Origin of the sequence: Leifsonia sp. A12D58 (assembly GCF_047530025.1) — a bacterium.
GTDB lineage: Bacteria > Actinomycetota > Actinomycetes > Actinomycetales > Microbacteriaceae > Cryobacterium.
In genome coordinates this window covers 343562-368784 of the sequence record NZ_JBLJAT010000001.1, presented here as the reverse complement: position 1 = coordinate 368784, position 25223 = coordinate 343562, and the positions used below count along the sequence as shown (strand labels likewise).

The 25223-nt window shown below is 58.6% G+C and carries 19 protein-coding genes; 5 read left to right on the top strand and 14 right to left on the bottom strand.

Annotated elements, in window-relative coordinates:
- Positions 1-99 precede the first annotated feature (99 nt).
- Complete coding sequence (locus ACMT3I_RS01845; RefSeq protein WP_414802736.1) at positions 100-783, top strand: DUF1294 domain-containing protein; 684 nt, start codon at positions 100-102, stop codon at positions 781-783.
- A 191-nt stretch (positions 784-974) separates the two neighbouring features.
- Here ACMT3I_RS01845 and ACMT3I_RS01840 read toward each other — a convergent pair whose 3' ends face one another.
- Positions 975-1937: a manganese catalase family protein gene (locus ACMT3I_RS01840; RefSeq protein WP_414802735.1), complete on the bottom strand. Its 963-nt coding sequence runs from the start codon at positions 1935-1937 to the stop codon at positions 975-977.
- A 239-nt stretch (positions 1938-2176) separates the two neighbouring features.
- Here ACMT3I_RS01840 and msrB point away from each other — a divergent pair, with 239 nt between their 5' ends.
- Positions 2177-2713: a peptide-methionine (R)-S-oxide reductase MsrB gene (gene msrB, locus ACMT3I_RS01835; RefSeq protein ID WP_414802734.1), complete on the top strand. Its 537-nt coding sequence runs from the start codon at positions 2177-2179 to the stop codon at positions 2711-2713.
- Complete coding sequence (gene msrA, locus ACMT3I_RS01830) at positions 2713-3234, top strand: peptide-methionine (S)-S-oxide reductase MsrA (protein ID WP_414802733.1); 522 nt, start codon at positions 2713-2715, stop codon at positions 3232-3234. The genes msrB and msrA overlap by 1 nt, the downstream gene beginning before the upstream one ends.
- 347 nt (positions 3235-3581) lie before the next feature.
- Here the strand turns inward: msrA and ACMT3I_RS01825 are convergent, their stop codons facing one another.
- The 6 genes from ACMT3I_RS01825 to ACMT3I_RS01800 form a co-directional block, all read right to left on the bottom strand.
- The gene (locus tag ACMT3I_RS01825) at positions 3582-4292 is read right to left on the bottom strand and encodes an MBL fold metallo-hydrolase (RefSeq protein ID WP_414802732.1); all 711 of its coding nucleotides are present in this window, start codon (positions 4290-4292) and stop codon (positions 3582-3584) included.
- Positions 4292-5386, bottom strand: a complete 1095-nt coding sequence (locus ACMT3I_RS01820) for an S-(hydroxymethyl)mycothiol dehydrogenase (RefSeq protein ID WP_414802731.1) — start codon at positions 5384-5386, stop codon at positions 4292-4294. The genes ACMT3I_RS01825 and ACMT3I_RS01820 overlap by 1 nt, the downstream gene beginning before the upstream one ends.
- A 777-nt stretch (positions 5387-6163) precedes the next feature.
- Entirely contained in the window at positions 6164-6502 is a 339-nt protein-coding gene (locus ACMT3I_RS01815; RefSeq protein WP_414802730.1) for a DUF86 domain-containing protein, read from the bottom strand.
- Positions 6492-6797 (bottom strand): nucleotidyltransferase family protein, encoded by a 306-nt coding sequence (locus ACMT3I_RS01810; RefSeq protein WP_414802729.1) that lies wholly within the window; start codon positions 6795-6797, stop codon positions 6492-6494. Before ACMT3I_RS01810 ends, ACMT3I_RS01815 begins: the two co-directional genes overlap by 11 nt.
- 128 nt (positions 6798-6925) lie before the next feature.
- Positions 6926-8527, bottom strand: a complete 1602-nt coding sequence (locus tag ACMT3I_RS01805; protein WP_414802728.1) for a deoxyguanosinetriphosphate triphosphohydrolase family protein — start codon at positions 8525-8527, stop codon at positions 6926-6928.
- A 98-nt stretch (positions 8528-8625) separates the two neighbouring features.
- Positions 8626-9243, bottom strand: a complete 618-nt coding sequence (locus tag ACMT3I_RS01800; protein ID WP_414802727.1) for a hemerythrin domain-containing protein — start codon at positions 9241-9243, stop codon at positions 8626-8628.
- Positions 9244-10016: 773 nt separating this feature from the next.
- On the opposite strand from ACMT3I_RS01800, the gene ACMT3I_RS01795 reads away from it, so the two are divergent.
- The gene (locus ACMT3I_RS01795; protein WP_414802726.1) at positions 10017-11303 is read left to right on the top strand and encodes an HNH endonuclease family protein; all 1287 of its coding nucleotides are present in this window, start codon (positions 10017-10019) and stop codon (positions 11301-11303) included.
- 309 nt (positions 11304-11612) lie between these two features.
- On the opposite strand, the gene ACMT3I_RS01790 is transcribed toward ACMT3I_RS01795, so the two are convergent.
- The gene (locus ACMT3I_RS01790; protein WP_414803510.1) at positions 11613-11921 is read right to left on the bottom strand and encodes a very short patch repair endonuclease; all 309 of its coding nucleotides are present in this window, start codon (positions 11919-11921) and stop codon (positions 11613-11615) included.
- A gap of 516 nt (positions 11922-12437) precedes the next feature.
- On the opposite strand from ACMT3I_RS01790, the gene ACMT3I_RS01785 reads away from it, so the two are divergent.
- On the top strand, positions 12438-14024 hold the full coding sequence (locus ACMT3I_RS01785) for a DNA cytosine methyltransferase (protein ID WP_414802725.1): 1587 nt from the start codon (positions 12438-12440) through the stop codon (positions 14022-14024).
- Here ACMT3I_RS01785 and ACMT3I_RS01780 read toward each other — a convergent pair.
- From ACMT3I_RS01780 to ACMT3I_RS01755, 6 genes are all read right to left on the bottom strand, one after another.
- Positions 13953-16016, bottom strand: a complete 2064-nt coding sequence (locus ACMT3I_RS01780; protein ID WP_414802724.1) for an AIPR family protein — start codon at positions 16014-16016, stop codon at positions 13953-13955. The genes ACMT3I_RS01785 and ACMT3I_RS01780 overlap by 72 nt on opposite strands.
- Entirely contained in the window at positions 16007-16999 is a 993-nt protein-coding gene (locus ACMT3I_RS01775) for a PD-(D/E)XK motif protein (RefSeq protein ID WP_414802723.1), read from the bottom strand. Before ACMT3I_RS01775 ends, ACMT3I_RS01780 begins: the two co-directional genes overlap by 10 nt.
- The gene (locus tag ACMT3I_RS01770; RefSeq protein ID WP_414802722.1) at positions 16992-19745 is read right to left on the bottom strand and encodes a Z1 domain-containing protein; all 2754 of its coding nucleotides are present in this window, start codon (positions 19743-19745) and stop codon (positions 16992-16994) included. Before ACMT3I_RS01770 ends, ACMT3I_RS01775 begins: the two co-directional genes overlap by 8 nt.
- Positions 19742-21166 (bottom strand): ATP-binding protein, encoded by a 1425-nt coding sequence (locus ACMT3I_RS01765; RefSeq protein ID WP_414802721.1) that lies wholly within the window; start codon positions 21164-21166, stop codon positions 19742-19744. Before ACMT3I_RS01765 ends, ACMT3I_RS01770 begins: the two co-directional genes overlap by 4 nt.
- A 227-nt stretch (positions 21167-21393) precedes the next feature.
- Complete coding sequence (locus tag ACMT3I_RS01760) at positions 21394-22767, bottom strand: hypothetical protein (RefSeq protein ID WP_414802720.1); 1374 nt, start codon at positions 22765-22767, stop codon at positions 21394-21396.
- Positions 22768-24930, bottom strand: coding sequence for an ATP-binding protein (locus ACMT3I_RS01755; RefSeq protein ID WP_414802719.1), 2163 nt, complete (start codon positions 24928-24930; stop codon positions 22768-22770). It abuts the gene before it with no gap.
- Between the last annotated feature and the right edge of the window lie 293 nt (positions 24931-25223).

Here is a 25223-nt window from a genome sequence, read left to right as displayed (position 1 = left end):
GCGAGCCGTAGATAAGTTGTCGGCGCGGGTTGGGCTTGTTGCAACGCCCTCGTGTCGGTCCTCGGCTAGGCCACAAGCCGAGAACGCTACGCTCTGAGGATGAGCTCAACGACTAAGCGACTGAGCGGGACGTTGGCCTCGTGGAACGACGAGCGCGGATTCGGTTTCATCTCCCCTGAAGAGGGCACGGAGCGGATTTTCGTGCACATCAAGGCGTTTCCCCCAGGGCCCGGCCGGCCGCAGATCGGCACAGAACTCACCTTTGACCTTGAGCACACGGCTGAGGGCAAGGATCGGGCGGCGCGTGTGCGGCCGGTCGGTCATGGGCAGCGCGTGAGGCGGCCACAGGGGTCGTCGAGTGCGCCCGGCACCAACCCACGGCGCGGTCGTTCCCGTCGGACATCGCCGTTCGCCGACTACATCATGGTCGTCATCTTTGTGGCCGGATACCTTGCCGTGAATGCACTCTGGCCGCTGCCTCTCTGGGTGGCGGGCCTGTACCTGGCAGCGAGCATCGTGAGCTTCATCGTCTACGCGATCGACAAGTCCGCTGCGACGAACGGGCGCTGGCGCATATCGGAGAACACACTGCTGCTGCTCGGCGTCATCGGCGGTTGGCCCGGCGCGATCGTCGCCCAGCAGACGCTGCGGCACAAAACCAAGAAGGCCAGTTTTCGGGCAGCATTCTGGGTGACGGTAGTGCTAAACCTGATCGCTTTTGCCGTGTTCGCCACACCGCTCGCAGCACTCGTGGTTGAGCGATCCACGCATCCGTTGCTCTAGCGCCTAGATATCTATCGACAATCGCCGTTCCGACCGAGAATCGCTGTCGTAGCGGCGACCCTCGGCACAAACGGCGACACTCGACGACAATTACGCTCAACCGCACCGAATCCGGCGCTCCGGATGCATCCAAAGCGGCCAGGTCTCTCGCGTGAGACCTGGCCGCTTAAGTAGACGCGTCGAACGACTGTCTATTTCTTCTTCTTGGAAACTGGGCCGAACATCGCATCGACTTCAGCGAGCTCCATATCAGCCGTGGCCTGGATCAGCTTGAGCAGTTCGGGATCGAGCCCAGGCGCAAACTCCTCGAAACGCTCCTTGGCGATGGTTGACGGAACTCCCTCGGGAGCCTGTTCGCTGGCATCCAGGTTTGTGCCGTCTTTGGACGGCGACAGCCCCTGGAAGATCTTGCCCGCTTCGGACTGGCCAGCGAGATCGAAGGTGTATTGCTTGCTTTGCAGGCCAAGGTCTACCAGCTTCTTCACCTCGGGGAACTGCTCGGCGTTCGTCTTGGGAATCGGCAAGAGCTTGTTCCACTCCACGCCCAAAGACTCCAACGCCTTGGCATAGGCGTTCTCGTGCGCCTGGTCACGAACGATGAGATAGGCAATCGTCGACCGCGCGGTCTTGTTGTCGGTCATCTCGTAGATCCGGCATTTCTGCAGCCGCCCAGTGGATTCCAGCATCAAGTTGTACACCAGGTCGAGCACCAGGTTCCCGGAGTTGTAAACGTAGCTACCACTCCACGGGTTGCCGGCAGCATCCACGGGCAATGCGCCCTGAGCACCAACGAGATAGTGGTGGATGTTGCTGTGATCGAGCGCAATGCTCAGCGGGACTGAACCGCCAGCCCCTGGCGCATCCAGCGGATCGGTGGGCTTGCCCTGATAGCGCGGGGAGCCGTCAAGAAGGCGAGAGATGGTGGTGCCGATGAGCTCAACGTGGCTGATCTCCTCGGTACCCACCCCCTGAATCAGATCGCGATACGGCTTCGCCGCCGGTCCGCGAAAGTTCATCGCCTGAAAGAGGTATTGCATCATGGTGCGCATCTCGCCGAACTGGCCGCCGAGGCCCTCCTGCAAGGCATTGGCTGCGGCGGGATCTGGCTCATCCTGCTCAATATCGTTGATAAGTCGTTGCACGTGAAAGTACATCTCTACCCCCTGAATTGGTTACAAAAAGTACCGGATTACTTCGGACTCTGCTCCCGACTCCTGAGTTTTGGCTCCACGCCGATCATTCGGTTGTGCCGCATCCGTTTTCGCGCCGCCAAACCCACAGCTGGCTCCCAGCCTGGGCGGAACAGCATCCGCTCCCCCGCGGTTCACTCAGATGACGCCAACGATCAGGCGTCAGCGCGACGCAGCCAGCGCCGCCGACAAGGAGGAATGACATGTCACCCGACTACCGCAAGACTCCCGAGGCGCTCGCTCGCCTCACGCCCGCCCAGTATCAGGTCACGCAGGAGGAGGGCACGGAGCCCGCCTTCCGCAACGCGTATTGGAACAATCACGAGCCCGGAATCTACGTCGACATCGTCTCGGGGCAGCCCCTCTTCGCCTCGACCGATAAGTACGACAGCCGCACCGGCTGGCCGAGCTTCACCAAGCCCATCGAACCGGATGCCGTCACCACAAAAACCGACCGCGCCCTGTTCCTGAAGCGCACCGAGGTACGCTCGTCGGGTGCCAATAGCCATCTCGGACACGTCTTCGACGACGGACCAGCGGATGCCGGTGGTCTGCGTTACTGCATGAATTCAGCGGCGCTGCGCTTCATCCCGGTCTCCGATCTCGACGCTGAGGGCTACGGGAAGTACCGTTCGCTGTTCCCGGCGACGGCGGGCTCCCCCTCATCCGATTCCCCCTCGTCTGATTCCCCCTCATCCGATTCCACCCCACCCGACAGCTCCCCGAAGGAGAACGCATAATGACAACCGCGACCGAAACCGCCATTCTCGCTGGCGGATGTTTCTGGGGCATGCAGGACCTCATCCGCAAGCGTCCCGGCATCCTCTCCACCCGCGTCGGCTACAGCGGCGGCGACGTGCCGAACGCCACGTACCGCCACCACGGCACGCACGCTGAGGCAATCGAGATCGTCTTCGACCCGACACAGACGAGCTACCGCGAGCTGCTGGAGTTCTTCTTCCAGGTACACGACCCGTCGACCCGCAACCGTCAGGGCAATGACGTCGGCATGAGCTACAGGTCGGCGATCTTCCCGACAAGCCCCGAGCAGGATGCCATCGCTCGCGACACTATCGCCGACGTCGACGCCTCCGGGCTCTGGCCAGGCAAGGTCGTCACGGAGATCGCGCCGGCCGGCCCGTTCTGGGAGGCAGAGCCAGAGCACCAGGACTACCTCGAGAAGTACCCGAATGGATACACCTGCCACTTCGCACGCCCGGGCTGGGTGCTGCCGAGGTGCAGTGCGGAGTCGGTGGCGTAGCTGAGCTGTCCTCCGCTGGTTGAGGAGGCCGCCAGGCCGTCTCGAGACCCAAGCACGTCGCGTATACGTGGCAACACGTGCCTAACGGCGGAGATTCTTGCAAATTCGGGCTGATTCGGGCCCAAGATGTGCGAAGTGCAGACATTCTCCGCAGTTCGGCACAGCATGGTCGGGTATTGCTCACGACAGCATGCCGAACGCCCCGGTGATCGAAAGATCGCCGGGGCGTTTTGCGTTGCGATGCCGCGCTCAACAGAAGCGGTTAGCGGCAGCGGTTAGCAGAAGAGGTTAGCGCGCACGAGCTTTCGAGGCGGCCGTGGCCGGCCTTCCTCAACCAGCAGCAGCGGTTAATGCCCGCGCGCGATCCACTCCTCGCGCTGGGGCGCCTCGTCGCCAATCAGCGTGGTCTGGCCGTGTCCGGTGCGCACCACGGTGTCGGCCGGCAGCGTCAGCAGCTTGTTGGTGATCGACTCGATGATCGTCGGGAAGTCGCTGAACGAGCGACCTGTCGCGCCCGGTCCGCCGTGGAACAGCGTGTCTCCGCTGAAGACCGTGCCGAGGTCCGGCGCGTAGAAGCACACCGACCCGGGCGAGTGTCCTGGCGTGTGCAGCACCTCAAGCTCGATGCCGGCGACGGCGATGCGCTGGCCGTCGGCCAGGGCGATCGGGCGCAGGGGGGCAGCGGCAGTCGCAACAGCTGCACCAGCCTCAGCTGCCGAATCAGCCGCATCCGCCGCATCCGCCGGATACACCATCTCCCACAGCATGGTGTCGTCCGGGTGCAGCCAGACCGGGGCATCCGTTGCCGCGTGCACGGCGCCGGCCGCACCGATGTGGTCGTTGTGCCCGTGGGTGCACAGCACGGCCAGCAGCGTGCGGTCGCCGACAGCCTTGAGGATCGCGTCGGCGTCGTGGGCTGCATCGATAACGACGCATTCGGTGTCGTTGCCGATGATCCAGACGTTGTTGTCGAGATCCCAGGTGCCGCCGTCGAGGCTGAAGGTGCCGACGGTGACGAGGTGGTCAATGCGTGCGGAAGTGGCGGAGCCAGCAGACATCAGAGCACCACCACCGAGCGCAGCACGTCGCCGCGGGCCATCTTCTCGAAGGCGGCCTCAATCTCGTCGATGCCGATCTTCTCGCTGACGAATTCGTCGAGCGGCAGCCGGCCCTGCAGGTAGAGGTCAGTGAGCATCGGGAAGTCGCGCTCCGGCAGGCAGTCGCCGTACCAGCTGGACTTGAGCGAGCCGCCGCGCCCGAAGACATCGAGCAGCGGAATCTCGAGCATCATGTCGGGGTTCGGCACGCCGACCAGTACGACGGTGCCGGCGAGGTCGCGGGCGTAGAACGCCTGGCGCCAGGTTTCGGGGCGGCCGACCGCGTCGATGACGACGTTGGCGCCGAATCCGCCGGTGAGCGCCTGCACGGCTGCGACGACGCCCTCCTCATCGAGCTGGGACGAGTCAATGACGTGGGTGGCGCCGAGCTGCTGCGCCTTGTCGAGCTTCTTAGCGTCGCGGTCGATGGCGATGATGACGGATGCTCCGGCCAGGCGTGATCCCACGACCGCGGCATCCCCCACCCCGCCACAGCCGATGACGGCAACCGAGTCACCGTAGCTGACGTTGCCCGTGTTCATTGCCGCGCCGATGCCGGCCATGATGCCGCAGCCGAGCAGGCCGACGGCTGCGGGGTCGGCATCCGGGTTGACCTTGGTGCATTGCTTGGCGTGCACGAGGGTCTTCTCGGCGAAGGCGCCGATGCCGAGGGCCGGCGTGAGCTCGGTGCCGTCGGTGAGGGTCATCTTCTGGGTGGCGTTGAAGGTGTTGAAGCAGTACCAGGGCTCGGCGCGCTTGCAGGCGCGGCATTCGCCGCAGACGGCGCGCCAGTTGAGCACCACGAAGTCGCCGACGGCAACGTGGGTGACGCCTTCGCCGATGACGCTGACGCGTCCGGCGGCTTCATGTCCGAGCAGGAAGGGGAAGTCGTCGTTGATACCGCCTTCCTTGTAGTGGAAGTCGGTGTGGCAAACGCCGCACGTGTCGATGTCGACGATGACTTCGCCTGGGCCGGGGTCGGGAATGACGATGTCGACCAGTTCGACCGGCGCGCCCTTCGAGCGGGCGATGACGCCTGAGACTGTGGTGGGCATGGTGCTCCTCCGATTGGGGGTTGCCGGGTGGGGCAGGGACTCCTTTAACCCTAACGGAGGGGTCTGACGGGAAGCTTGGCCGTATGGCCTGGAACGTCAGTACTCACGATTTGCGCTCAATCATTGCGTAGCTCACCACGTATCTCCACGGGTCCAGCATTACGCGCCGAACCATTTCTGAAAGGAGTTTCGCGCGCAGCTCGTCGAGGTCCCGCGAGAACTCCGACAAGGCTTTCAGATGTGCCACGAGCTCCTCATCGGTCAACAACGCAACGGGGCGCGCTTTCGTGTACGCCATAAATTCATCGGCTGCTCGGTTCACAACCTCCGATATGGGGCTCGACCCGCTGGGCTTCGTGGGCCCAGCAGCGACGGATCGACGGGCCACCGACTTGGCCGGGGCATGCGCGGAACTGTTAGGTCTTCTTCTCTTCGCGGACTTTGGCATAGGCAATCTCACCTCCGATGCGAGTGGCGCGAAGAGTGATGAGAGCAAATTGTGGACCGGGTGCTGGTTTAACAGCCTGTGAGGGAGGCCCGACGGGGAGTCCGGCGGGACGCGTTGCGCGCCTCGAACGCAGCTGCGCTACCACTGCAGTGTGCGCATAGCTGCGTTCAACCCGCGCGCAGCTCGAACGTCAATGCTGAGGAGGCCCGACAATCGAACGTTCACCGGTCTCTGCGGCCAACTGAGCGCTGTTCACGGCACAGGGCGAGCGGCCAACCGACCGCTCGCCCTGTAGAACCCAGGTAGGCGACGATCGCTCCAGGCCACGGTCAGTCGGCGAGAAGTTGGTCGACCACTGCGAGCAACTCGGGCACGCGCTGTGATGCGGCGCTCCACACCACGGCATCGTCGACCACGGCGTACCCGTGCGCGAGAATGTTTCGCAGCCCGATGATCCGAGCGATATCGGGAACCCGTTGCGCGGTCTCCGGATCTGCGATTCGGACCTTCTTCAGCGCTTCGCCGATGATCTCCAGTTGACGTTCAACTGCCGACCGACGGAGTTCGTCAGTCGAGTAGCTGGTTCCGTCTTTCCCCGCGATGAATTCCGCAATCCGAATGGCCGCGGCGTGGATATCCCACAGAAGCGCAGCAGACTCAGGCCGCATACACTTCCTCGGCCCCGGTGGATACCGACGCCGCAAAGTGCGGATTGCGCACCGCGCTCGACATCACAAGATCAACCCTGTGCCCGAGCAGACCCTCGAGGTCTTCCTTGAGCCCGAAGTAGGCCTCGAACGGATCCTCAGCGCCGGGGGCGAACTCGACGAGAAAGTCGACGTCACTCCGCTCGGCGTCGAAGCGCTCGGAAATGGCGGATCCGAAGACCCTGAGACGACTGACGCCATGAGCGCGGCACACGCGCGCGATCGCGTCGCGGTCCAGAGCCAGCCCCGTCGTCATGGCACAAGTCTACCGACGCTCTCCTCGAGCATCGAGGAATCTTCAGTAGCCGGTATCGGACGGCGGCCAGCTTACCGAAAAGCAGATTATCCATGAATCGCGCAGTTTCATCTTGCAACCGCAGCGAGCTACAGGCTGCGCCCGTCCTCCCAGAGTCGGTCAGAGGTTCCGCCGATCAGGGCGGCCGCCGACATGGCTTGCGCGTCAGTGAAGGATGCGATGTAGTCGAGCACGGCCCGCGAACGTCCGAGACGCACCACGTCTGCGCTGGTTCCGCCGTGGAGCTCTGCATATGAGTGTGTGGTCCACTCCACGGAATCCGTGAGGCGCCGCGGGGCGCGGGGCGCGTCATCCGGATCATCGAGCCAGGCCGTGAAACCGGCCACCAGCGCCTGGAGCACGCGCGCCTGGCCGCGCTGGTAAATGGTGAGGTCGGAGCGATCGAGCACGAAGTGCGAGTGCACGAACTTCAGAACCGCGACGTCATGCCAGGCGTCCTGAGTGAGGCGCACGTGTCCGCTGCGCACGTCGGGGTGCCTCTCGACCCGAATGGACGCCTTCAGCCGATCGATCCAGTGCCGGGTGAACGCCGCCACAGCGCGGTCGGCCGCGATGCCGCCGTCGTATGGCACGGCGAGCAGCCCCTCAACGAGTCCGACCTGCACGCGGAGCACGGCTTCGCGGAATGCCTCCGGGTCGGCGATCCAGGCATCCTTCGCATACAGCGACCGCCACGCGCGCTCGAGCGAGTATCCGGGGGTGCGCACCGAGGACTCCAGTGTCTCGTGTGGCAGCTGGGCGAGCGAGCGCTGGTCGGCGAGCCAACTGGTCAGCTCCCGCGACACCGAGGTGTGCTGCAGCACGCCGGCGCGGTAGAAGTCGTCGAGGTCGTGCACGGAGTACGCAATGTCGTCGGCGATGTCCATGACCGAGCACTCGACGGTCTGCTGGTGCAGGCCGATGGCGGGGTAGGCATCCTTCACCTGGATCATCTCGGCGGCATTGAGTGAGTAGGCCGAGTACTTCTGCGCGCCGTTGGCACGATCGGCGCCGACCCCGCGCGGCAACTCGTGGGGTGGCCCGGGCGTCAAGGTCTGCCATTCGCCACGTGTCCACGGGTACTTGAGCACGGCCGCGCGCACGGCCGCGGTGAGATTGAGGCCGCGCTCGGTCGCATCCGAGGTGTCGAGCGTGGTGAGAATGCGGAAGGTCTGCGCGTTGCCCTCGAAGCCATCGGCGAGGCCGAGCTTGCCCCTGGCCAACCGGTCGAGCACCTGCTCGCCGAGATGTCCGAACGGTGGGTGTCCGAGGTCGTGTGCGCTGGCCGCGGCCTGCACCACCACGGGATCGCAGCCGCCGAGTGCGGCGATCGTGGCGCGGGTCTCCTCCGAGCTCTCGCGAAGCCCGACCGCGATGGAGCGCGCGACCGCGGTGACCTTGAGCGAGTGCGTCAGCCGGTTGTGCACCGTCGTGCCGGAGCCGGCCTGCGGGATGACCTGGGTGACCGCGGAAAGCCGGGAGAAGTAGGGCGAGAAGCGGATGCGCTCGAGGTCGACCCGGAACTCGGAGTCGCCGATCGCGCTCTGCTCGGTTGGTGCCTCTGGGACTTTCCGGGAGCGGATGGCGGTGGTTGCGGCGTCGGTGTCGGTGTCGGTGTCGGTGGCGGTGTCGGTGTCGGTGGCGGTGTCGGTGGCGGCGCCTGGCACGTCAGGCTGCTCTGAATCATTCATGTTTCGCATTACATCGATTGCACCACGTTCCGGGCGCGATTCGCTAGCGGCGTGATGCTGACAGGAGGGAGTCGTCGGCCGGTGTTGCATCCGCTTAGTTATCTGACCAGCGCCTCCCGATACTTCTCGTACCGCGACTTGCCGACCAGACGCCAGACCAGCCGCACCGGCGCAGGCAGGTTCTTGTGCAGCCAGGCGTCGCCGCCATCCGGTTGCGCGTCGAGGATCGCCCCGAGCTGAATGAACGTCTTGCCCTTCGGCGTTGACTTGCGGCCATGCGTGGACAGGGCCTCGACATCCGCCGGCTTGAGGACGGTCTCCATCACGGGCACGATGGTCGTCTCCTCGTCGGGCAGGTGCACGGCGAGCGCCGCGTTGATGCCGGTGAGGGCGGAGAGAACGGATGCGGCGTCCTCCGTGCGTCCGCTCGCTCGCCAGGCCGGCAGGCTCGCGTCGAGTTCATCGAGGTGCACGAGCATCTCGGTGTGCTGCGCCTTCATCCGTTCGACGTGGACCGTGCACGAGGGGGCGCGGCTTTCGAGCCGGCCCCACAGCAGCGAGTCTTCGCCGTCGTGATGCCCGTGCAGCGTGGCCGAGAGCATCGCCAGGTAGTCGCCGACGATGTCAGCCTGCGCCGCATCGTTGGGGGTGACGCCGTGGACGAGCGTGGGGGCTTCGCCGAAGCCGGCCCGGAACATCCGGTGGATGTCGGCCATGCCGCTGGCGTCGCAGGTCTTGGGGGCGCCGGCGGCGTGACGGGGCCGGTGCTGTTATTGGGGCCGTTGTTGCCATTGCCATCGGGCCGGTCACCGGGGTTATCGCCACTGGAGGGAAGCGCGGTTGCGGGCATGAGAGCTCCGATCGTCAGCGAGTTGGCGATGGAACTGTAGTAGCGGGGCAGGTGAGCGGCAAGGGGTGGGTGGCACCAAGGGCTTACCTCGCGTCGATCTGCCCGTCGGACTCTGCCCGTCGGACTCTGCCCGTCGGGACTAGGCGATCGCTAAACGTTGCTTTATGTCGTGCGATTACCCTGAAATTGGTAGACCGGTTGGCGATCACACTGAACTATCCCAAGCGTTGCGAAGGAAGCCACCATGTCAGGCACGGTTGACGTTGCCGGGAACCATTAGTGGCGTCAACGAGGCCCGTGAAAGTCTCCGCCACTGCCGTTGGCAGGGCGTCGAGAGTCACTCCGGCGATAGTGAATTATGTGGTGAACGGCCGGCCAAGAGTCTCAGCCGAGACTCGGCGGCATGTCAACAGCGCCGCCGGCGACCTTGCCTTCCGACCGTCTGGTCACTGCCGGCTACCGGATCCGCGGCTCACCCCTGTCGTGGGGTTGTTCCTGTCAAATACTGTCAACCAGCGGTTTTTGCGGATCCCGGGGTGCGGAGTGCGGCGCTGTGCCGCGATCCGACTTGAGCATGAGTTCTCCGCATCGTTGCCAATTCACGCAAGCAATGCCCCCGCCACCCCTATCATCGATTGCATGGACACAACTCGAGCTCCGTTCGCCGTTTCGAAGATCCTGCGCGAACGACGGTTGATAAACCTGGAGCCAACGTATCAACGCGAGGCCGGGGTGTGGTCTACCGACAAGAAGCAACTGTTTATCGACTCGGTAATCAATGGGTATGACGTTCCCAAGATCTACGTGCACAAGGTAGACCAGGATGCAACCGGCTTCGCATATGCCGTCGTGGATGGCAAACAACGGATTAGTACCATCTTGGAGTTTCTCGACGGTAAGTTTGAGTTCGCCGAAGATTTCAAGTACCTGGGCTACGAATGCGATGTTCCTCCGAAACCTGGCGACACTTTCAAAGATTTGGAAGAGCAGACGCGGGACATATTCAAGGAGAAAAGCCTAGATGTCGTCGTGATCGAAACCGACGATGAGGACGACATCGAGGAATTGTTCTCCCGATTAAACAATGGCGAGAAACTCAACGCGGCAGAGTCCCGAAACGCCATCGGCGGGACAGTCGCTGCACTCGTCCGCGAGCTGGTCACCGTTCCCTTCTTCACTGAGAAAATCCGCTTCACGAATCGCCGCTATTCGCACTACGAGGTCGCTTGCAAACTCTTATTCATCGAACATGTGCACCAGAAGACGGGCGTTCCTGGGTTCGTTGACCTGAAGAAGAAGTACCTAGATGGATTCGTCCGCGACAATAAGCTCATGTCAACTGCGGACGCCGCGAAATTAAGGGACCGCGTAACTGGCCAGCTGAATGCGATCGTGCCGATCTTCATCCCTCGCGACATCGAACTCGAAAAGCAGTCGTACCCACAACTGATGTACTTATTCGGAAAAGAAATGCTCTCGCGATACGGCGCGGTAAACATGGCCGGTCGTCTACGGGATTTCCTCGCAATATTCCGGCTGTCTCGCGCGGCCAATCTTAAGCTAGACGAGGAAGCCCGAGATCCCGAACTTGTCAGTTTTGGCCTCTATATGCAGCAGGGCACGAATGACGCCGGAAGCATGGAACGTCGGGTGGAGATCCTCACTCGTCGATTCTTGTTGGCCAATCCGGACGTACAGCTGAAAGATACCTCTCGAACATTCTCGCTTGAGGAGCGATGGGTGCTCTGGCAGCGTGCCGCGAAGAAGTGTCAGGAATGCGGGGTGGAGCTTGCCACGCTTGAGGAACTCGATGGGGATCACATAATTTGGCATCACCACGGTGGTCCGACGAGCCTCGAAAACGCTCGCGCTCTATGCATCTCGTGCAACCGGGGAATGGTCAAGGCGGAACTTGTTGAGGCCTAAGAGGGAGTAATACTTCGACAACGAAAAGACGATTGACAGCGAGTTGTCGAGTGACCTCTGAATGGCCTCCAGCGCAATTTGAGGTGCACTTGCCGCTCCAACGAACGAGAGGCGTGGCAGGCTACGCCAAGGTATTTGCTTGAAGCGGCGGGTGTTTGACTGGGCTGCGGCTACAGCCCGATCTACGTTGCCCGCAGTCACCGGTAATCCACGAGGAACGGTATGACGAACGAGCGCAATGGTCGAGACCGGTCCAGACTTGGCTGCCCTGCGCCAATTCGGCTAGGTCGAGCCAGGGCGGCAGCGTAGTCAACGGGGATCTAGCATTGCCAGGATCGCACTGGCCACGTCGTGAGGATCTTCGTGTTCCCAAAACCGCAAGACCGTCCAGCCCGCAGCAGTGAGTATCTCAATTGTGTCAGCATCTCGCGCAACGTTGGCTGCGTGCTTTGCGCTCCAATACTGGCGGTTGGACGACGGCAGCTGGTAGTGCACCGGGCACCCATGCCAGAAACAGCCGTCGATGAAGACGGCGATTTTCGCGCGACAACCTGCGGCGTGCAGCAACACTCGAACTGCGATCTCGGGAGATGTGTCCCGTCCTTTGCTCGCCTGCATCACCCTGCGGACTGCGCTAGATGAAGCCCACGAGCCAGCACTCGAACCTCGCGACATTCCGCCCTCCCCTCTGTCGCAATTTCAGGGACAACCGCACAAAACCGGCGTCTCCAATTCCAGGGTAGACAAAGGACCGCTTCGGACATAGGAGCGCAGCCGTTCGCTGATGTCGAGCGACACGACTGGATTGCGATTCGGTATTCTCCGACATGAGACTGCGACCCGTCACGGCTAGTTTTGTGTCGCAACCGCCATTAGTCTGCCCTTGCGCTAGGCGCCTCTGCCTCTGCCTCTGCCTCTGCCTCTGCCTCTGCCTCTGCCTCTGCCTCTGCCTCTGCCTCTGCGCTGACATGTCACACCAGCAGTTGAGCAGCCCGGCACATTGAAATGGAACTGCTCCCAACTGATCTAGGCTAGATAAGTTCCGCTTGCCTCGCTTCGGGCTAGGTATGCGATTAAGCACCTGGTAGCCTGGCGAATTGAAGTTGATCCCATCGCGCCCGGAGGCTGGTACCCGTGATTCCTATAATTGATCTGTTTGCAGGCCCAGGAGGCCTCAATGAGGGCTTCTCCAGCGTCGGTGAAGATACGAATCAACCGCAATTCAGGACAGTTGCATCGTTTGAGATGGATTTCCATGCGTGTCAAACACTCCGACTTCGTAGCGCCTTCAGGGCGCTAAAACGGAAGGGCTCGGTCCCTCGCAGCTACTACGAGTTCATCGCTGGTGCTAAATCGTGGGAACAGTTTTCCTCGGAGCCGGAGATCGCAGAGGTGTTGGCTGAGGCCGCGAAGGAGATTCATCAGATCGAACTTGGCCCTGCAAACCGCGCAAAAACAGACGAACTGATCCGAGCAGCACTTGAAGAGGCGCTAGACAGGGACGGCGACGACTGGGTACTGATAGGGGGGCCACCCTGCCAAGCCTATTCAATGGCCGGGCGCTCTCGACGGCGAAATGACAAGGCCTTCGAGCAGGACAAGAAGCACTTCCTATATCGCGAATACCTCAGAATCATTGAAAATTTCTCTCCCTCCGTCTTCGTCATGGAGAACGTCAAGGGCCTTCTCTCTTCTACAAACGCAGGTAAGGGGATGTTCTCGCGTATTTTGAACGACCTTTCGAACCCGAAGGATGGTCTTCACTACGAGGTCCGCTCTCTAGTGGTTACGGGCTCGCCTGCCGAACTCGATCCTCACGACTTCATTATCAAGGCGGAAAACTATGGCGTCCCTCAGAGACGTCACCGAGTTATCCTTCTAGGCGTCCGCGCGGATCTGCTTCACCGAATGCCGCGCTCCATACTCGAACAGTCGGACCAAGTCACAGTTCGAATGGCAATCGAAGACTTACCTAAGATTCGTTCTGGCATCGCACCCGTGCGCGACAATAGCTGGGAAAAATGGTCCGCAATTCGACGAGCAGTGGATTTGCGCCTAGCCAATGACGATGTAGCGGCGGCGGACAAAACCAGCCAGCCAATACTAGATACAGGCGGCCCGTTCTCACGCCAATATGTAACCCCAGAGCCCAAGACAGAGTTCCAAAGATGGCTGCTCGACCCTCGCATCAAGGGCGTGACCCTGCATGAGGCGCGGCGCCATATGGCTGGCGACCTCGAGCGCTACGGCTATCTCGCGCGCAAAGCTATCTCGCTAAGTAAGAACCCGACGATCGTGGCCTTGCCCGATGATCTTCAACCAGCCCACGTGAACATCGGAAGACCCGACACTCCATTTGTAGACCGGTTCCGCGTGCAACTTTGGGACGCCCCTTCGACGACGGTCGTCTCCCACATCGCCAAAGACGGTCACTATTACATTCATCCTGATTCAGAACAGATGCGAAGCCTGACGGTGCGAGAGGCTGCCAGGCTCCAGTCGTTTCCTGACAACTATTTCTTCCAGGGATCACGGACCCAGCAGTACTCGCAGGTGGGTAATGCAGTTCCACCATTCCTAGCTCGACAGATTGCCATCAAAGTCGCCCAAACTCTACAGCTCCAAGCACCCGTCCATGAAGGAGCTAGGTCAGAAACTCGAGAATCCGTGCTTCCTAGCCCGGAGCAAGATATCCAGCAATCTTCGGCTTTGGCGTTCTGATGGGACCCCGGCTCCCGCAACGACTCCAAGAACTCCCAAATCCGTAGGAGAGACTATCTTCCGGTCTTCGCCGTATGCAAGCAAAAGCGCCCAGTTCGTCTGAGAGATTGACATTACCTGCTGTTGGACCATAATTCCGCTGTCAATTCGCTGAGTTGCGGCAGCATCTCGAAGAGCCTCCTGCTGACTCTCACTTGGAATGAGAGACATCAGGAACTCCGGAAGGAGGGTCACTTCAAGTGTCTGTACAGCATTCCAGCACTCGGCATTCTTGGCCCATTCCGTCACGTTCGCTACACGACGTCGAGGGTCGACCAAGACTCCGAAGACTTGCTGGGCGATGGAGAGAGTCACATCCTTCAACAGCGGAGAAAGTGCTTGGTCATTCCATATCTCCCCAAAATCGAGTTGGTTTCCAGAGCCTTGCCGCTCGATCTCGAAAGCGAGTTTTGCAACGGTGTAGGTCACGATGTTCGCCAAATAACCGCTCTGGTACCATTCAGCGCGCGCTACGACACCGCGGACCGCATTGAAAAGTATCGCCTTCGCGACGAGTTCCTTGAAATATAGCTCGTTAAATTCAGTGTTTGACGTACGCCACTTGGACTCTATGTGCCCAGCGAATGCTACAAAATTCTTTTGGGCACCGGCGCTGACTATGTGTGGTTTCATGGCCCATGACACAACGTACTTGGCCGCGTCAGTCTTAGTCATAAGTTGATTCCGTGGGTACGTCATCACGAATTGTCTTGCGGCCGCTGTTTTCAGCTTGTTTTTCTCGTTTAGGTATTGACCCCGAGTGCGCTCATAGAACCACTTCGTTTGGAAATGCACACCCGCTTGGGCTGGGACGAGAACCCTTCGAGACAGCTCTTCCAATCTGACATGGAATCCGCTGTTTGAGGAGAAGTCTGCCTCACTCACTTTGTTCTGACTGTTGGCATAGCGAGAAATGTTTGGAACAAGTTCCACCGCCTTATCAGGATCTACTACAACCAACTTCATCTGCACGTAGACGTCGGTAAGGCCGCCTCCGCTCCCGTTTTCCCGGTCGACGTAGAAGAGTGACGCAGTCGTTTGACCACCGTTGACAATCTGGAGGTCGCGGATGTGCGTCAAGAAGGATCCAGTCTCACTCACCGTCACCCCGATTGCCGTCGCAGTGATCCCATTGTTGTAGGCCAAGAACATTTCCGGCTCCGAGAGCACAGTTGCTTTGATGCCCTTGTTCACTTTGCCACGTGCGCTCAAGAACGAACGAACGTTTCCTTCGAGGAGCCTGCTCCCGAAGCGGCCGTAGAGATCAGCTACAACCTTGCCAGGGATAACCGCCAAATAGGTCGCAAAATCATTGGACTGACCGGCAATTTCTAGCACGCGCAGCCCACCCGGGATCCATTCGTCAAGGTCGATCTCTAGTTCTTCGCGGCCTTGATTGGATAGATCCACCTGATGAAGCCGCCGGATATCCCAAATGTGATATTCCACTCGAACACCATTTACTTCGGAGCTTGGCAGGACCGTGATTCGATCGCTCATCCGAGAGTCGGTGATCAAGTAGAGACGATACCGGGTAACATTCCTGGCCCGGCGATAAAGATCTTCCGCTAGCTGGAACGCCGGAGAACTCTCTTCGCGGCCTTGGGTGAAGACTCCACCTGTCGCATCTACAAGGAAGTTCTCCAGTCCGGCGAATGCTCTCTTCGCCTCCCCCATAGTTAGTGTCGCAAGCTCCTCCGAGTCTTGGAAGGCGAGCACCGCAAGCGCAACTGAATTGTCGGAGTCATCGAGGTCAAAGCCATTCATGGCAAGCCGACGATTGCGGCTGCCAATGCCCTCGAACTGAGTGACCGTTAGCTGCTCAATTTCCTCGGCGTCGGCGAGGCGATCCGCGACTTCAGACATGAATGCCACAGAGCGGTATTCGTTGTCCGCTGCAGCCCGTGTGCCAATGGCGTTTCGAATATCGCTGTAGAACGCTTCTATGTCCATTGCTTTCCAATGTTCGAACGAGATGCGGGTCCCGGTGGTGGGTCAATTTCAAATTCCGAAATCGATGACAGGCTCACCGAATAAGTCACGCGGTCGATCCCCGCTTCCAAAAGAGAGCCTCGTATGGCTGGGAAGTTGTCTGTCACCTCGAATTGCCTGCACCCAGAGACCACAAAACAGAAATCGCTGTAGTAGGAATCGCTCACGTCCACACGAAGCGCATCCAACCGTCGGTGGAACTCATCGATGGTGTTTGACCCGGATCTGAACTGACTCGCAGCTTCCTCCACGAGTAAACGCAGAGTGATCGATCCGGGCACGCTCGCCGCCACCTGTACCAACGTAACAACCGCCAACGACAGCTGATGATCCACGACATCCAGTTGCTCAGCGGAAGAAACCGTAATTGCCTTCGAATCAGGGTGAACCGACTTCACCTCGTATGAGGGCCCGAGCGGGAAGTTGAAGTCTTGTGGACTTCCAAGTGGTCCGGTCCACGCATCAACCACTTCGTCACCTGACCGCTCATTGGACAAGAGCCGAAACCCAAACCAAAGCTCTGCGACCAATCCACGGATTGCTTCGAGCGGAAGTCGGTCGTCACCCTGGTTGCGGAGGAGGTGCCTCCATTCGTCGATCCCGGCGAGCAGATAATTTATGGCCTGAGCCTCAGAAGTAGCTTTTCCCAATCGTCTAACGAGATCCTCGATCAGGCGCATGAAGACGTCCATGAAGAGTGCATCCACGAGTGTCAGGGAAAGAGTCCATTTCCCGTCAATCGTACGTATTCCGCGCTCGATGTTGACAACGCGTGACAGCTCCGGCAAGCCAGGTTTTGCGTCAGTGATTACGAAGAACAGCGCCGCGCCATTCTCGTTCGTCCCATAGACGATACGGACGGGGTACTCTCCAGCGATCTCCTTCTTCCCGCTGCCTGGAGCGGCCAAGAGCCTCTTCCACTCTGCGACGAATTCGCTAGTCATCAATATCTTCATCGGACGCGTCGTCCGCATACTCAACGAACCAAAGCCGTTGCGCCACAGTGTTGATTACGTATTCAACATCGGTTGAGGTGTTGTAGACGTCGATTGGATCCCCAGGGATTGCCAGCTTGATCGCGACAACAAGGCTCGTGGTATCGAGCTCAATCCTCTTCTTGCCCTCTGGAGTCGTCTTTGGTTTCAGGGCATAAATGAGGAGTGTGGGGCGTGCAAGGTGAGCGTAGAAGTCATGTTCTGGCACTGCCTTACCGGGGAACTTCAACTTGAATTCCTGAGTCACACGGTCCGCAGTTGCTTCATCGACGAGGTTGCGCAAATCGTCGCTCCCCGCGAGCCGGCTACTACTACCTGACACCCGAAGTTCTCCGCCAGATCCCACTGTCATCCCACGGCTTGGGGGATAGAAGGTGATCCCGCCGAGGGTGGTCTCGGCGGACTGGCCGTCAGGAGTCGTCCTCTCACCGTTTACCAATACGACGTCCCAAGTCTGCATGAGCGGGCTCTGCGTGTGACTCACAAAGCTACTGATCGCGGACTGCGAGAAGACTTCGTCTGTGTGATGGGCGCGGAAACTGCCCAAGAAATCCGAAACTATGCTCTTCGGAGAGTGCTGCCATCGATGGTATCCCCGTCGAGTGCGCGTTCTGGTGACACGAGTCTCTTCAAGTGTGTCAATCAAACGTTCCAACGCTCGATAGTTGCCGTCAATAATTGCGTGATCCTTCGACAGCTTTGTGGTTTCGATTCGCTTCGCAAGAAGCGAAATACGTTGGTGACGGGTTTCGGTCGCTTTCATTTTGTTCTTGGCGGTGACGAGAAGCGAGCCCGGATGCTTGCGCACTGCGAGTCCAAAATGCTCTGGCGTGAGTTTCTGGCTGTGCATTAGACGGAGATCTCTCCGCAGATCGTCAATTGAGCTGGCGACGAAGCGGTAATCAGCGGCAACGGCGGGATCGATCCAAAGCCGACACAAGTCCTCATAGCCATCTCGATATCCGAACCATCGTGCCATCTGCAAGAGGGTGTCGGACGCCTGCACATTGCGATAGAAGTAGCTCGTAATGAGCCCTTCGAGGGTCAGCCCCCTGCTGAGAACATCGCCACCCACCGCCACCAATCTCTTGGGTCGATCCCACGGGATGCCAGCTTCCTCCAATTTCTTGTCTCTATCTGAATTGAAGAGTTGGGCGCGAATGTCGGTGACCGCGCCAGGAAGGGCATCCAAGACTTCTTCCCAACTGACACCTACATCTGCGTACATTTCACGGAAGGTACTGCGGAGTAGATCAACGTCAACATTCGGGACTCCGTTCGAGTAATTCACCGAATGAAGTTGTATGGAATTGCGAAGACCCGACAGCTCCTCTTCCACCAATTCATAGACTCGAGCTTGCACTTTTTTGTATCGCGACACATTGATGAGCATGGAGCGGGGTTCATCATGTCCCCTCACATCTCGAATGGCGTTTGCGATTAGAAAAGTACGTAGGGCCGCCCGGAGGCTGTCTGGAATCGCGCTGACTTCGTAGGACGATTTGTGGCCGATGGGAAATGATTCTTCGGCATCGTCAAGATCCAGAACCGCCGAACTATTCGCGTGATCGGTTGTCCCGAAAATTGCTTCGGACCCGACATAGTTGTTCGGGGACTCTAGCGAGTAGATGAAGTCCCTGGGGAAGAGATCGTTGTCAGTCTCATGATCAATGAAGATATTGGCGAATGGAGTTGCCGTGAATCCCACGTAGGAACTTCGCGAAAACATCTTCAAAATGTCTCTAATCGCACTGTTTATGGCTGTGGGGTTGGTGTCCTCTCTGGTGTTGACCGACGCATAGTCGGACTCGTCGTCCAGAAGCAGTAGGGGAATATCAAGCTGCCCGGCGGTTAGCGGCTGCTCACTCAGCCAATCAGTCAGGGCTTGCAACACACTTTTGTTCTTCTTGAGGACAAACACGTACGGCTGTGGCTGATCGAGAGTGACCGTGATGTTTGTCGCCTCTTGGCTGCTCTTTCGGAAGTCGCGCATCACGGTTGTCATCCCCGAGGCTTTCGCCAGGTCCTTGCGGATTGCTCCCACCCCGATGAAGCGTTCGCTGGATGGACCGCTCCCTGCACGCGCCACTTTGAGTCGAGAATCACGCCCGATGAATCCCTCATCAATCCGAGCCTGGGTCTGCTGACGAAGGGACTCCGTGTTTCCAGCCAAGACAATCACGAGGCGGTACCCGGCGTCAGCAGCCTTATTGAGGAGACCAAGATAGGTCGAAGTCTTGCCCGACTGCACGTCTCCGATCACAAGCCCCCTCCGTGCCCAAGGACCAGCAAGCGAAGGGTCACCAGCGAAATCAAGGAGCTCCTGGGTGAGCAAATCCATCTTGTCAACTACGCGCCAAGGACGTTTTACCGTGAGCAGCCATTGTTTGTAGGTCAGCCACCGATCCCACGTAAGCTCGTGCCTCTTGTCGTCGAGCCATGGTTTGAAGTCTTGGTCAAAGACGGCAACTCCTTGCTCAACATCAATGTTGAGGCGTCTGATCAGTTTGCGCGTCAATTGATTGCAGTCTGAATCGCTAAGGTGCGGACCCGTCACAGCGCGATATTTGGCTATCTCGTCAATGAGCGCTTCTTCAGAATGTGTCTTGCTTCCCAACAAGGTACTCACGATGTTCTCAAGGTCCGCCAGTTCGGCTGCAATCGTCTCTGCAGAGGTAACGTTCGGTTGGTTCATGAGCAGGTGGCCTTTCGAAGCAACTCGTGCGCATTCCTTGCGCGATTAAATGGTTCGGAACGAGCGAAACTTTCAATGAAATCTTCAACCGTTCCGCCGGCGGCTGACTGAACGCCCCACACGCCACGCGCCAAGGTCAGGAGCGCGGCTTCATCCTGTTCATTGGAATTGTGGGATTCGTCCTCAGCAAGACGGTTGTAGACGTCCTCAATGGGGAAGGATTCCTCCAAGAGCGTTAGAACGCGTTCGAGCGACTCCAGCGCACTTGGGTCAAGTTGATCACCAAGCACTTTCACGATCGGGTGACCACGATTGATCTCGTATCTAAACGACCCACGGTCTTTGATGAGACGCCACATTCGCACCACGTCGTCGAGATTTGACTCTATTCGCCCTCTGTAAACATGGGCACTCCGGCTTGGACCGACGATCTTGTCGACTATGCGCCGAAGCTCGGCGCGAACTATTGGAGGAGGGACGGCCGCGGACTTTTTGATGTCAAGAGCCCAAAGATGATCAAGAGTGTTGGGGATATCAACCTTCACTCGAGCCAGCTTCCCAAGCTCGTTCTTGGGGACGATCCTGAACCAAGTTCCCCAAATTACTAGCCTCATTGCGCGGTAGATATAGAAGCCTTGGCTTTCTCGCAGACTACCGGCGACTTGAGCTCTCTCTAGATCCCTCCGACTGAGCTTGTTGAGAAAAGGCAACGTATACGAACGGAGCTCGATTCTCGCTCCCTCTATGCTGAAGGACTCTAGTGGCCCGATCTGCGTAGCACGGTGGCTCGACAAAAACGGATCAGTACGGGGAAGACTTACGCCGTTTACTGCGATGTCGAGCTGTTGGCCGTGCTCGCCAGATAGGAAACGGTGAAACACCAGTGAGAGGTGCTGGTTGACGCGAACCATCTGTGCATCCAAACTCCGACCGCTGTTTCCAAGAGTGGCGGACATACGATCAAGTTCGCGCCAAAGGACTAGTGTTCCGGACTCAAGGAATTCCAAGTCGGCCGCGTGAGGCAGAACAGCGATCTCCTCATCGGACAAAACCAGCAACGACCACCGACCCGACTGCGCCAAATGGTCGAGATTCCATCGAAGGCCGATTGTCCCGTCTGCCGTCTTTGATATGAGGGTTAAATCGCGACACTGCGAAAGTGAAGCAGTCTTGAGCCCCAATCCAAACCGCCCCAGATCAGTCGATTTACGCAAAAGACTGGGGTTCCTTCCCGCAAGCTTCATGGCATGTCTAGCTTCCTCAGCAGACATTCCCGCACCGTCATCAACGATGGCTACATATGCAAGCGGCTCAGACGCAAAGGATATTCGCACATACGAAGCCGAAGCCGAGATTGAATTGTCCACGAGGTCCGCGATCGCGGTCTCCAAGGTATAGCCGACCGCACGCATGGATTCCATGAGCTGAGGCTCAGGTGGAACTTCTTCCTCGTGCAATGATTCCCCTTCGAATGTTCAGCAATGCTAGTAGCGCACCTCCATGGATCCGTGCACGCGGCGCGGACTCTGAATCGTGCAACGAAGCCGATGATGAAAAGGGCCTCTAGGTTCTGCCCTGCACCCCTCGATGGGAAGGGCCGACCACACGAGCGATGATCGGGGCTGTCATAGCATGGTCCTGCAACCATTCACGGCGAATCCTCACCTTCGAACTGAGTAATTCCCGGTCGAGCGCCATGATGTGAAACCGTCGAGATCAATTCGATGAGGAGCTGCTCTCGTATTCGGGCCACGGGAGTGAATTGCTGAGCCTGTTGATGCCCGCGCGTTCTCGAGAAACGTGGATCCACAAATAGATGGCCGCGTCCCCACTCCCCGATATCCATCAGCGGAGACATCCAGGCCGTGGATCGGTCAGCCAAGACTGGTTTCTTCGCCGCGTGGTCTTTTCGCACCGGGATGAAGGCCGCCAGCACGAAAGGAATTGGGCCATGTGCCTTCTGCGCGAAATCACACGCGGCCCCGATCCGAACTTGTCCAACTCGAACTCGCCGCGTGTTGGAGTCATCGATTTCCATGTCAACCACGTTGTCGAGCCATTGGGTTTGAACCTGTTTTTGAACAACTTTTTCGACGAATTGCTTCGCACCATCGAACCCGAAATCGGCCCAAGAAAAGTCGGGTTCCAAGGATGACAAGGCGCCCCATGACGTGGGTGTCACGTCACCGTTGGTCGCAAGCTGCAAATGCAAATGCGAATTGAGCTTTGCGGCCTTCTCTCGAGATAGTTTCGGTAGCGGCTCCGGGGCGCCTTCGTAGGCGTTGTTCCATACATCCACGCTGCCCGCTCGAGAAGCAGTATCTTGAATCTGATCATGAAGCAGTGGAAGCATCGCAATATGCACGGCCGACTCGGGATCAGCAAGTGCCTGACTTTCCCCCACCGCATCAATAGCAATTCGCTTCAAAACTGCTGAGACTTCCACCGGCCCACCACTCGCAGTACTTGCTGCCGAGATGACAGTCTGAAGCACACCATTCGTTGCGTGTAGCACGTCAGACTCCCACTGCAACAATGCTGCTACGGCCGTAGCCTCAGCCATGTCAATTCGAATCCTGTTGCCCAACTCTGCAGAGTTCGTTGCGCTTTCCGTCGATGAGTCGATGTAGTCATTCTTCGAGAGTGCGAGCAACGAGAGTGGCCTTGTGTGCGGAGATTTTGCGTAGAGATGTTCTTCGAGATACCCGCGCAGTTCGTCTGCTCTCTCGGGGACCTCGGTCCAAAGAACGAGCATGTACGGTCCACCAACCGGGTTAATGACCTGGCTCAATATTCTTTGAATCTCGGCATAGTGGCGTTTGAAATCACCGTGAGCCCGGTCCATGAGCTGCAAATCCATGAAGACAACGCGTGCACCAAGGAACGCCGCAACGGGCACATCCTTCTCCAGCGAATAGATCACCGTTGCGCACGCTGATCCAAGTTCCTGAATGCAAGCGGCGATTGCATGTGCATGTTTGGCATTGTCATCGACCACAACGAACCGCGGAGGGGTAAACACTCACGCCCTCCTAAAGGTGAGCGCGAGTGCCGCACCGTCGTATTCATCAGGTAAGGGCACGTCTTCGCGTGTAACCTCCCGGAGCCGGCCACCGATAGTTTGCATTATCAATTTCGCGTAATAGAGCCCCACGCCAATTCCGTCAGGGCGGCGGGTGAAGAATGGCTCAACAGCGTCAGACAAATCATCCACAAATCCGGGACCGTTGTCCGCGATGATGATTGAAGGACCCTCGGGAAATGCATCAGCGTCCACTCGAATGTAGAGCTTCTTCTGGCCAAGAGCGGCTTGACTTGACCATCGAGCGGACATCCAATAGATGCTGTTATCGATCAGGTTCGTAATTGCCCCTAAAACCAGCCCGAGAGGCAATTCTGCGAGCAACGAAAGCCCGTCTTCAGCGCCATTTGAATCTATCCGAAGCTCAATCTCATGATTGGATAGCCGAACACTATTTAGCTCCGTGACGCGCCGCGCAACTAACCCAAGATCATGCTGGGTACTCGCACCTTTCTTAATAAGATCGCCGAAGCTATCGAGCACACCGACCAAGTCACGTGCGTGCTGAACGACTTTTTCCGAATTCTCTCCTTTGGCGACCAACTTCTGCAGCAGCCGTACACCATGATCAATCTCGTGATAGACGATGACGAGGGACATCCCAGAGACTCCCGCTCGCAACATTATTTCGCGCATATCATCGTATGCCCGCTGTGCCTTCTGAACGAGCGGATCGATATCACTGCCAAGCCCATTTTGCTTGGCAAATGTGCTGATCTCTTGGAGAGGTTTCTCGATGCCGCCGCCCAAAGACGACCGGTCCTTTGTGAGCAGCTTCCGGAGCTCCCGCTTATCTTTGTTCCTCTCGGCTTCAAAAACCGCGACTGTTCCCAGGATCAAGGCCTTGAAACGCGTCAAAGCAAGGTTCTCGACAAAGCCTTCTCGGTTTGTTTTCTCGGTTAGATCGGTACTTTCTGCGAGGTCAAGTTCAACGGAACCCACAACGATGTTGTTGCTAATTCGTTTCGTGGGCGAGTTCACGCGCCGGAGATCCAATCCCAGCCAATCGTCGCCAGCCTCGCCATAGTTGTACACGCGCATGCCGTCTCTATAGACGCGCACTCCGCCGCTCTCGTCTAAGAACGTTTGCAACGAGTGGCTATACCCGATTTTCGCAAGCACGTCTTTGTCCCGGTCAAAGACATACAGCCGACCGCTGATCTTGCCGATACCGTCGCGAAGAGCTGATGTGCTCCTCACTGCCTTAGGCTTCGGCTTCCCCTCGACTCGACTAGGGCGGTCGATCTCAGCGAGGTCAGAGGGATTGAGTAGCAGTCCAAATTCTTGGCCGTTGACCGTTCGTGGCTCGAGTTTTACTCCTGGCACCCCATTGAACTTGTACATCCACGTAAACACGTTGTCTTGAATAGCGAAGTCGAATTGCCAGGTGGCGTGCTTTATCAGCGATTGCGTATCCGGGAGGTCTTTGAGCCAAGCTGGTTGGTCTGGGACCTCGATCTGCGTCAAAAAGTCGGCACGGTCATCAACGAATGGCGACGAGATCGACGTTACCTGCCTAGCTAGGCGCCGCACCGAACCACGGGTCCATTCCTCTCCTCTCAAGTGCGTTACATGCACCCGGGTACCGTGATCATCGCCTAGAAAAACCCTCGGTACCCGAGTATCGATTTGGATCTTAACTTCATCGAGAAACTCTGCATTGGCGATCTCCGACCAATCAATACTCAAGACACATTCGATTGCCCCTGCTTCACGGCTCACTATCTCGACTTTGTTGCCCAGCTTGTGAACAGCAAAACGTCCGACGCCTTTTTCCCCGAGTGGAAGACGTCCCTTGAGCGTGCGGCGGTTCTCTTTTCGCATGGTTGCTTTGTGATCGTGTCCAGGAACCAGCCAGATGTCCCTAAGGGTACTGACCGACATTCCCACACCATCATCTCGGACGCTGATCTCTGCGACTTCGGGGCGGCCAAGATCCTTCATCGTGACAGTCACGCGTGAGGCGTCAGCGTCATAGGCGTTTTTGACCAATTCAAAGAGCGCTAACCGTGGACTTCCAATTAGCTGGTCCCCCAAGAGCTGAAGAAGGCGTGCCCGCGGACGGAATGGCTCGTTGAATGTCTGAGATTCATTGGCGGTCATGCGGTCATCCTTTGATCAAATCGTGTCAAGCCATGGGCTTCCGTGAAGCCTCTGATCGATCCAAATGAGATGCTCACACTACCTCCACACTCTAGTGGGGAGGCTTTGCATTGAGGATTGGGTGAGTGGGCATCTGCAGCGCGTGTCGGAGCTTGTGCTGGCCTGAAGGGGTGGGGCTACCACAGAGCAGTTGCGTTCTCAATCGCTTCGCTGAGAAGCGGTTTGGGAAAAGCGGCCGACCCGTCCGACCAACCAAGCACTCATCGTCCTCGCCGGCACGCAGCTACCTCCTC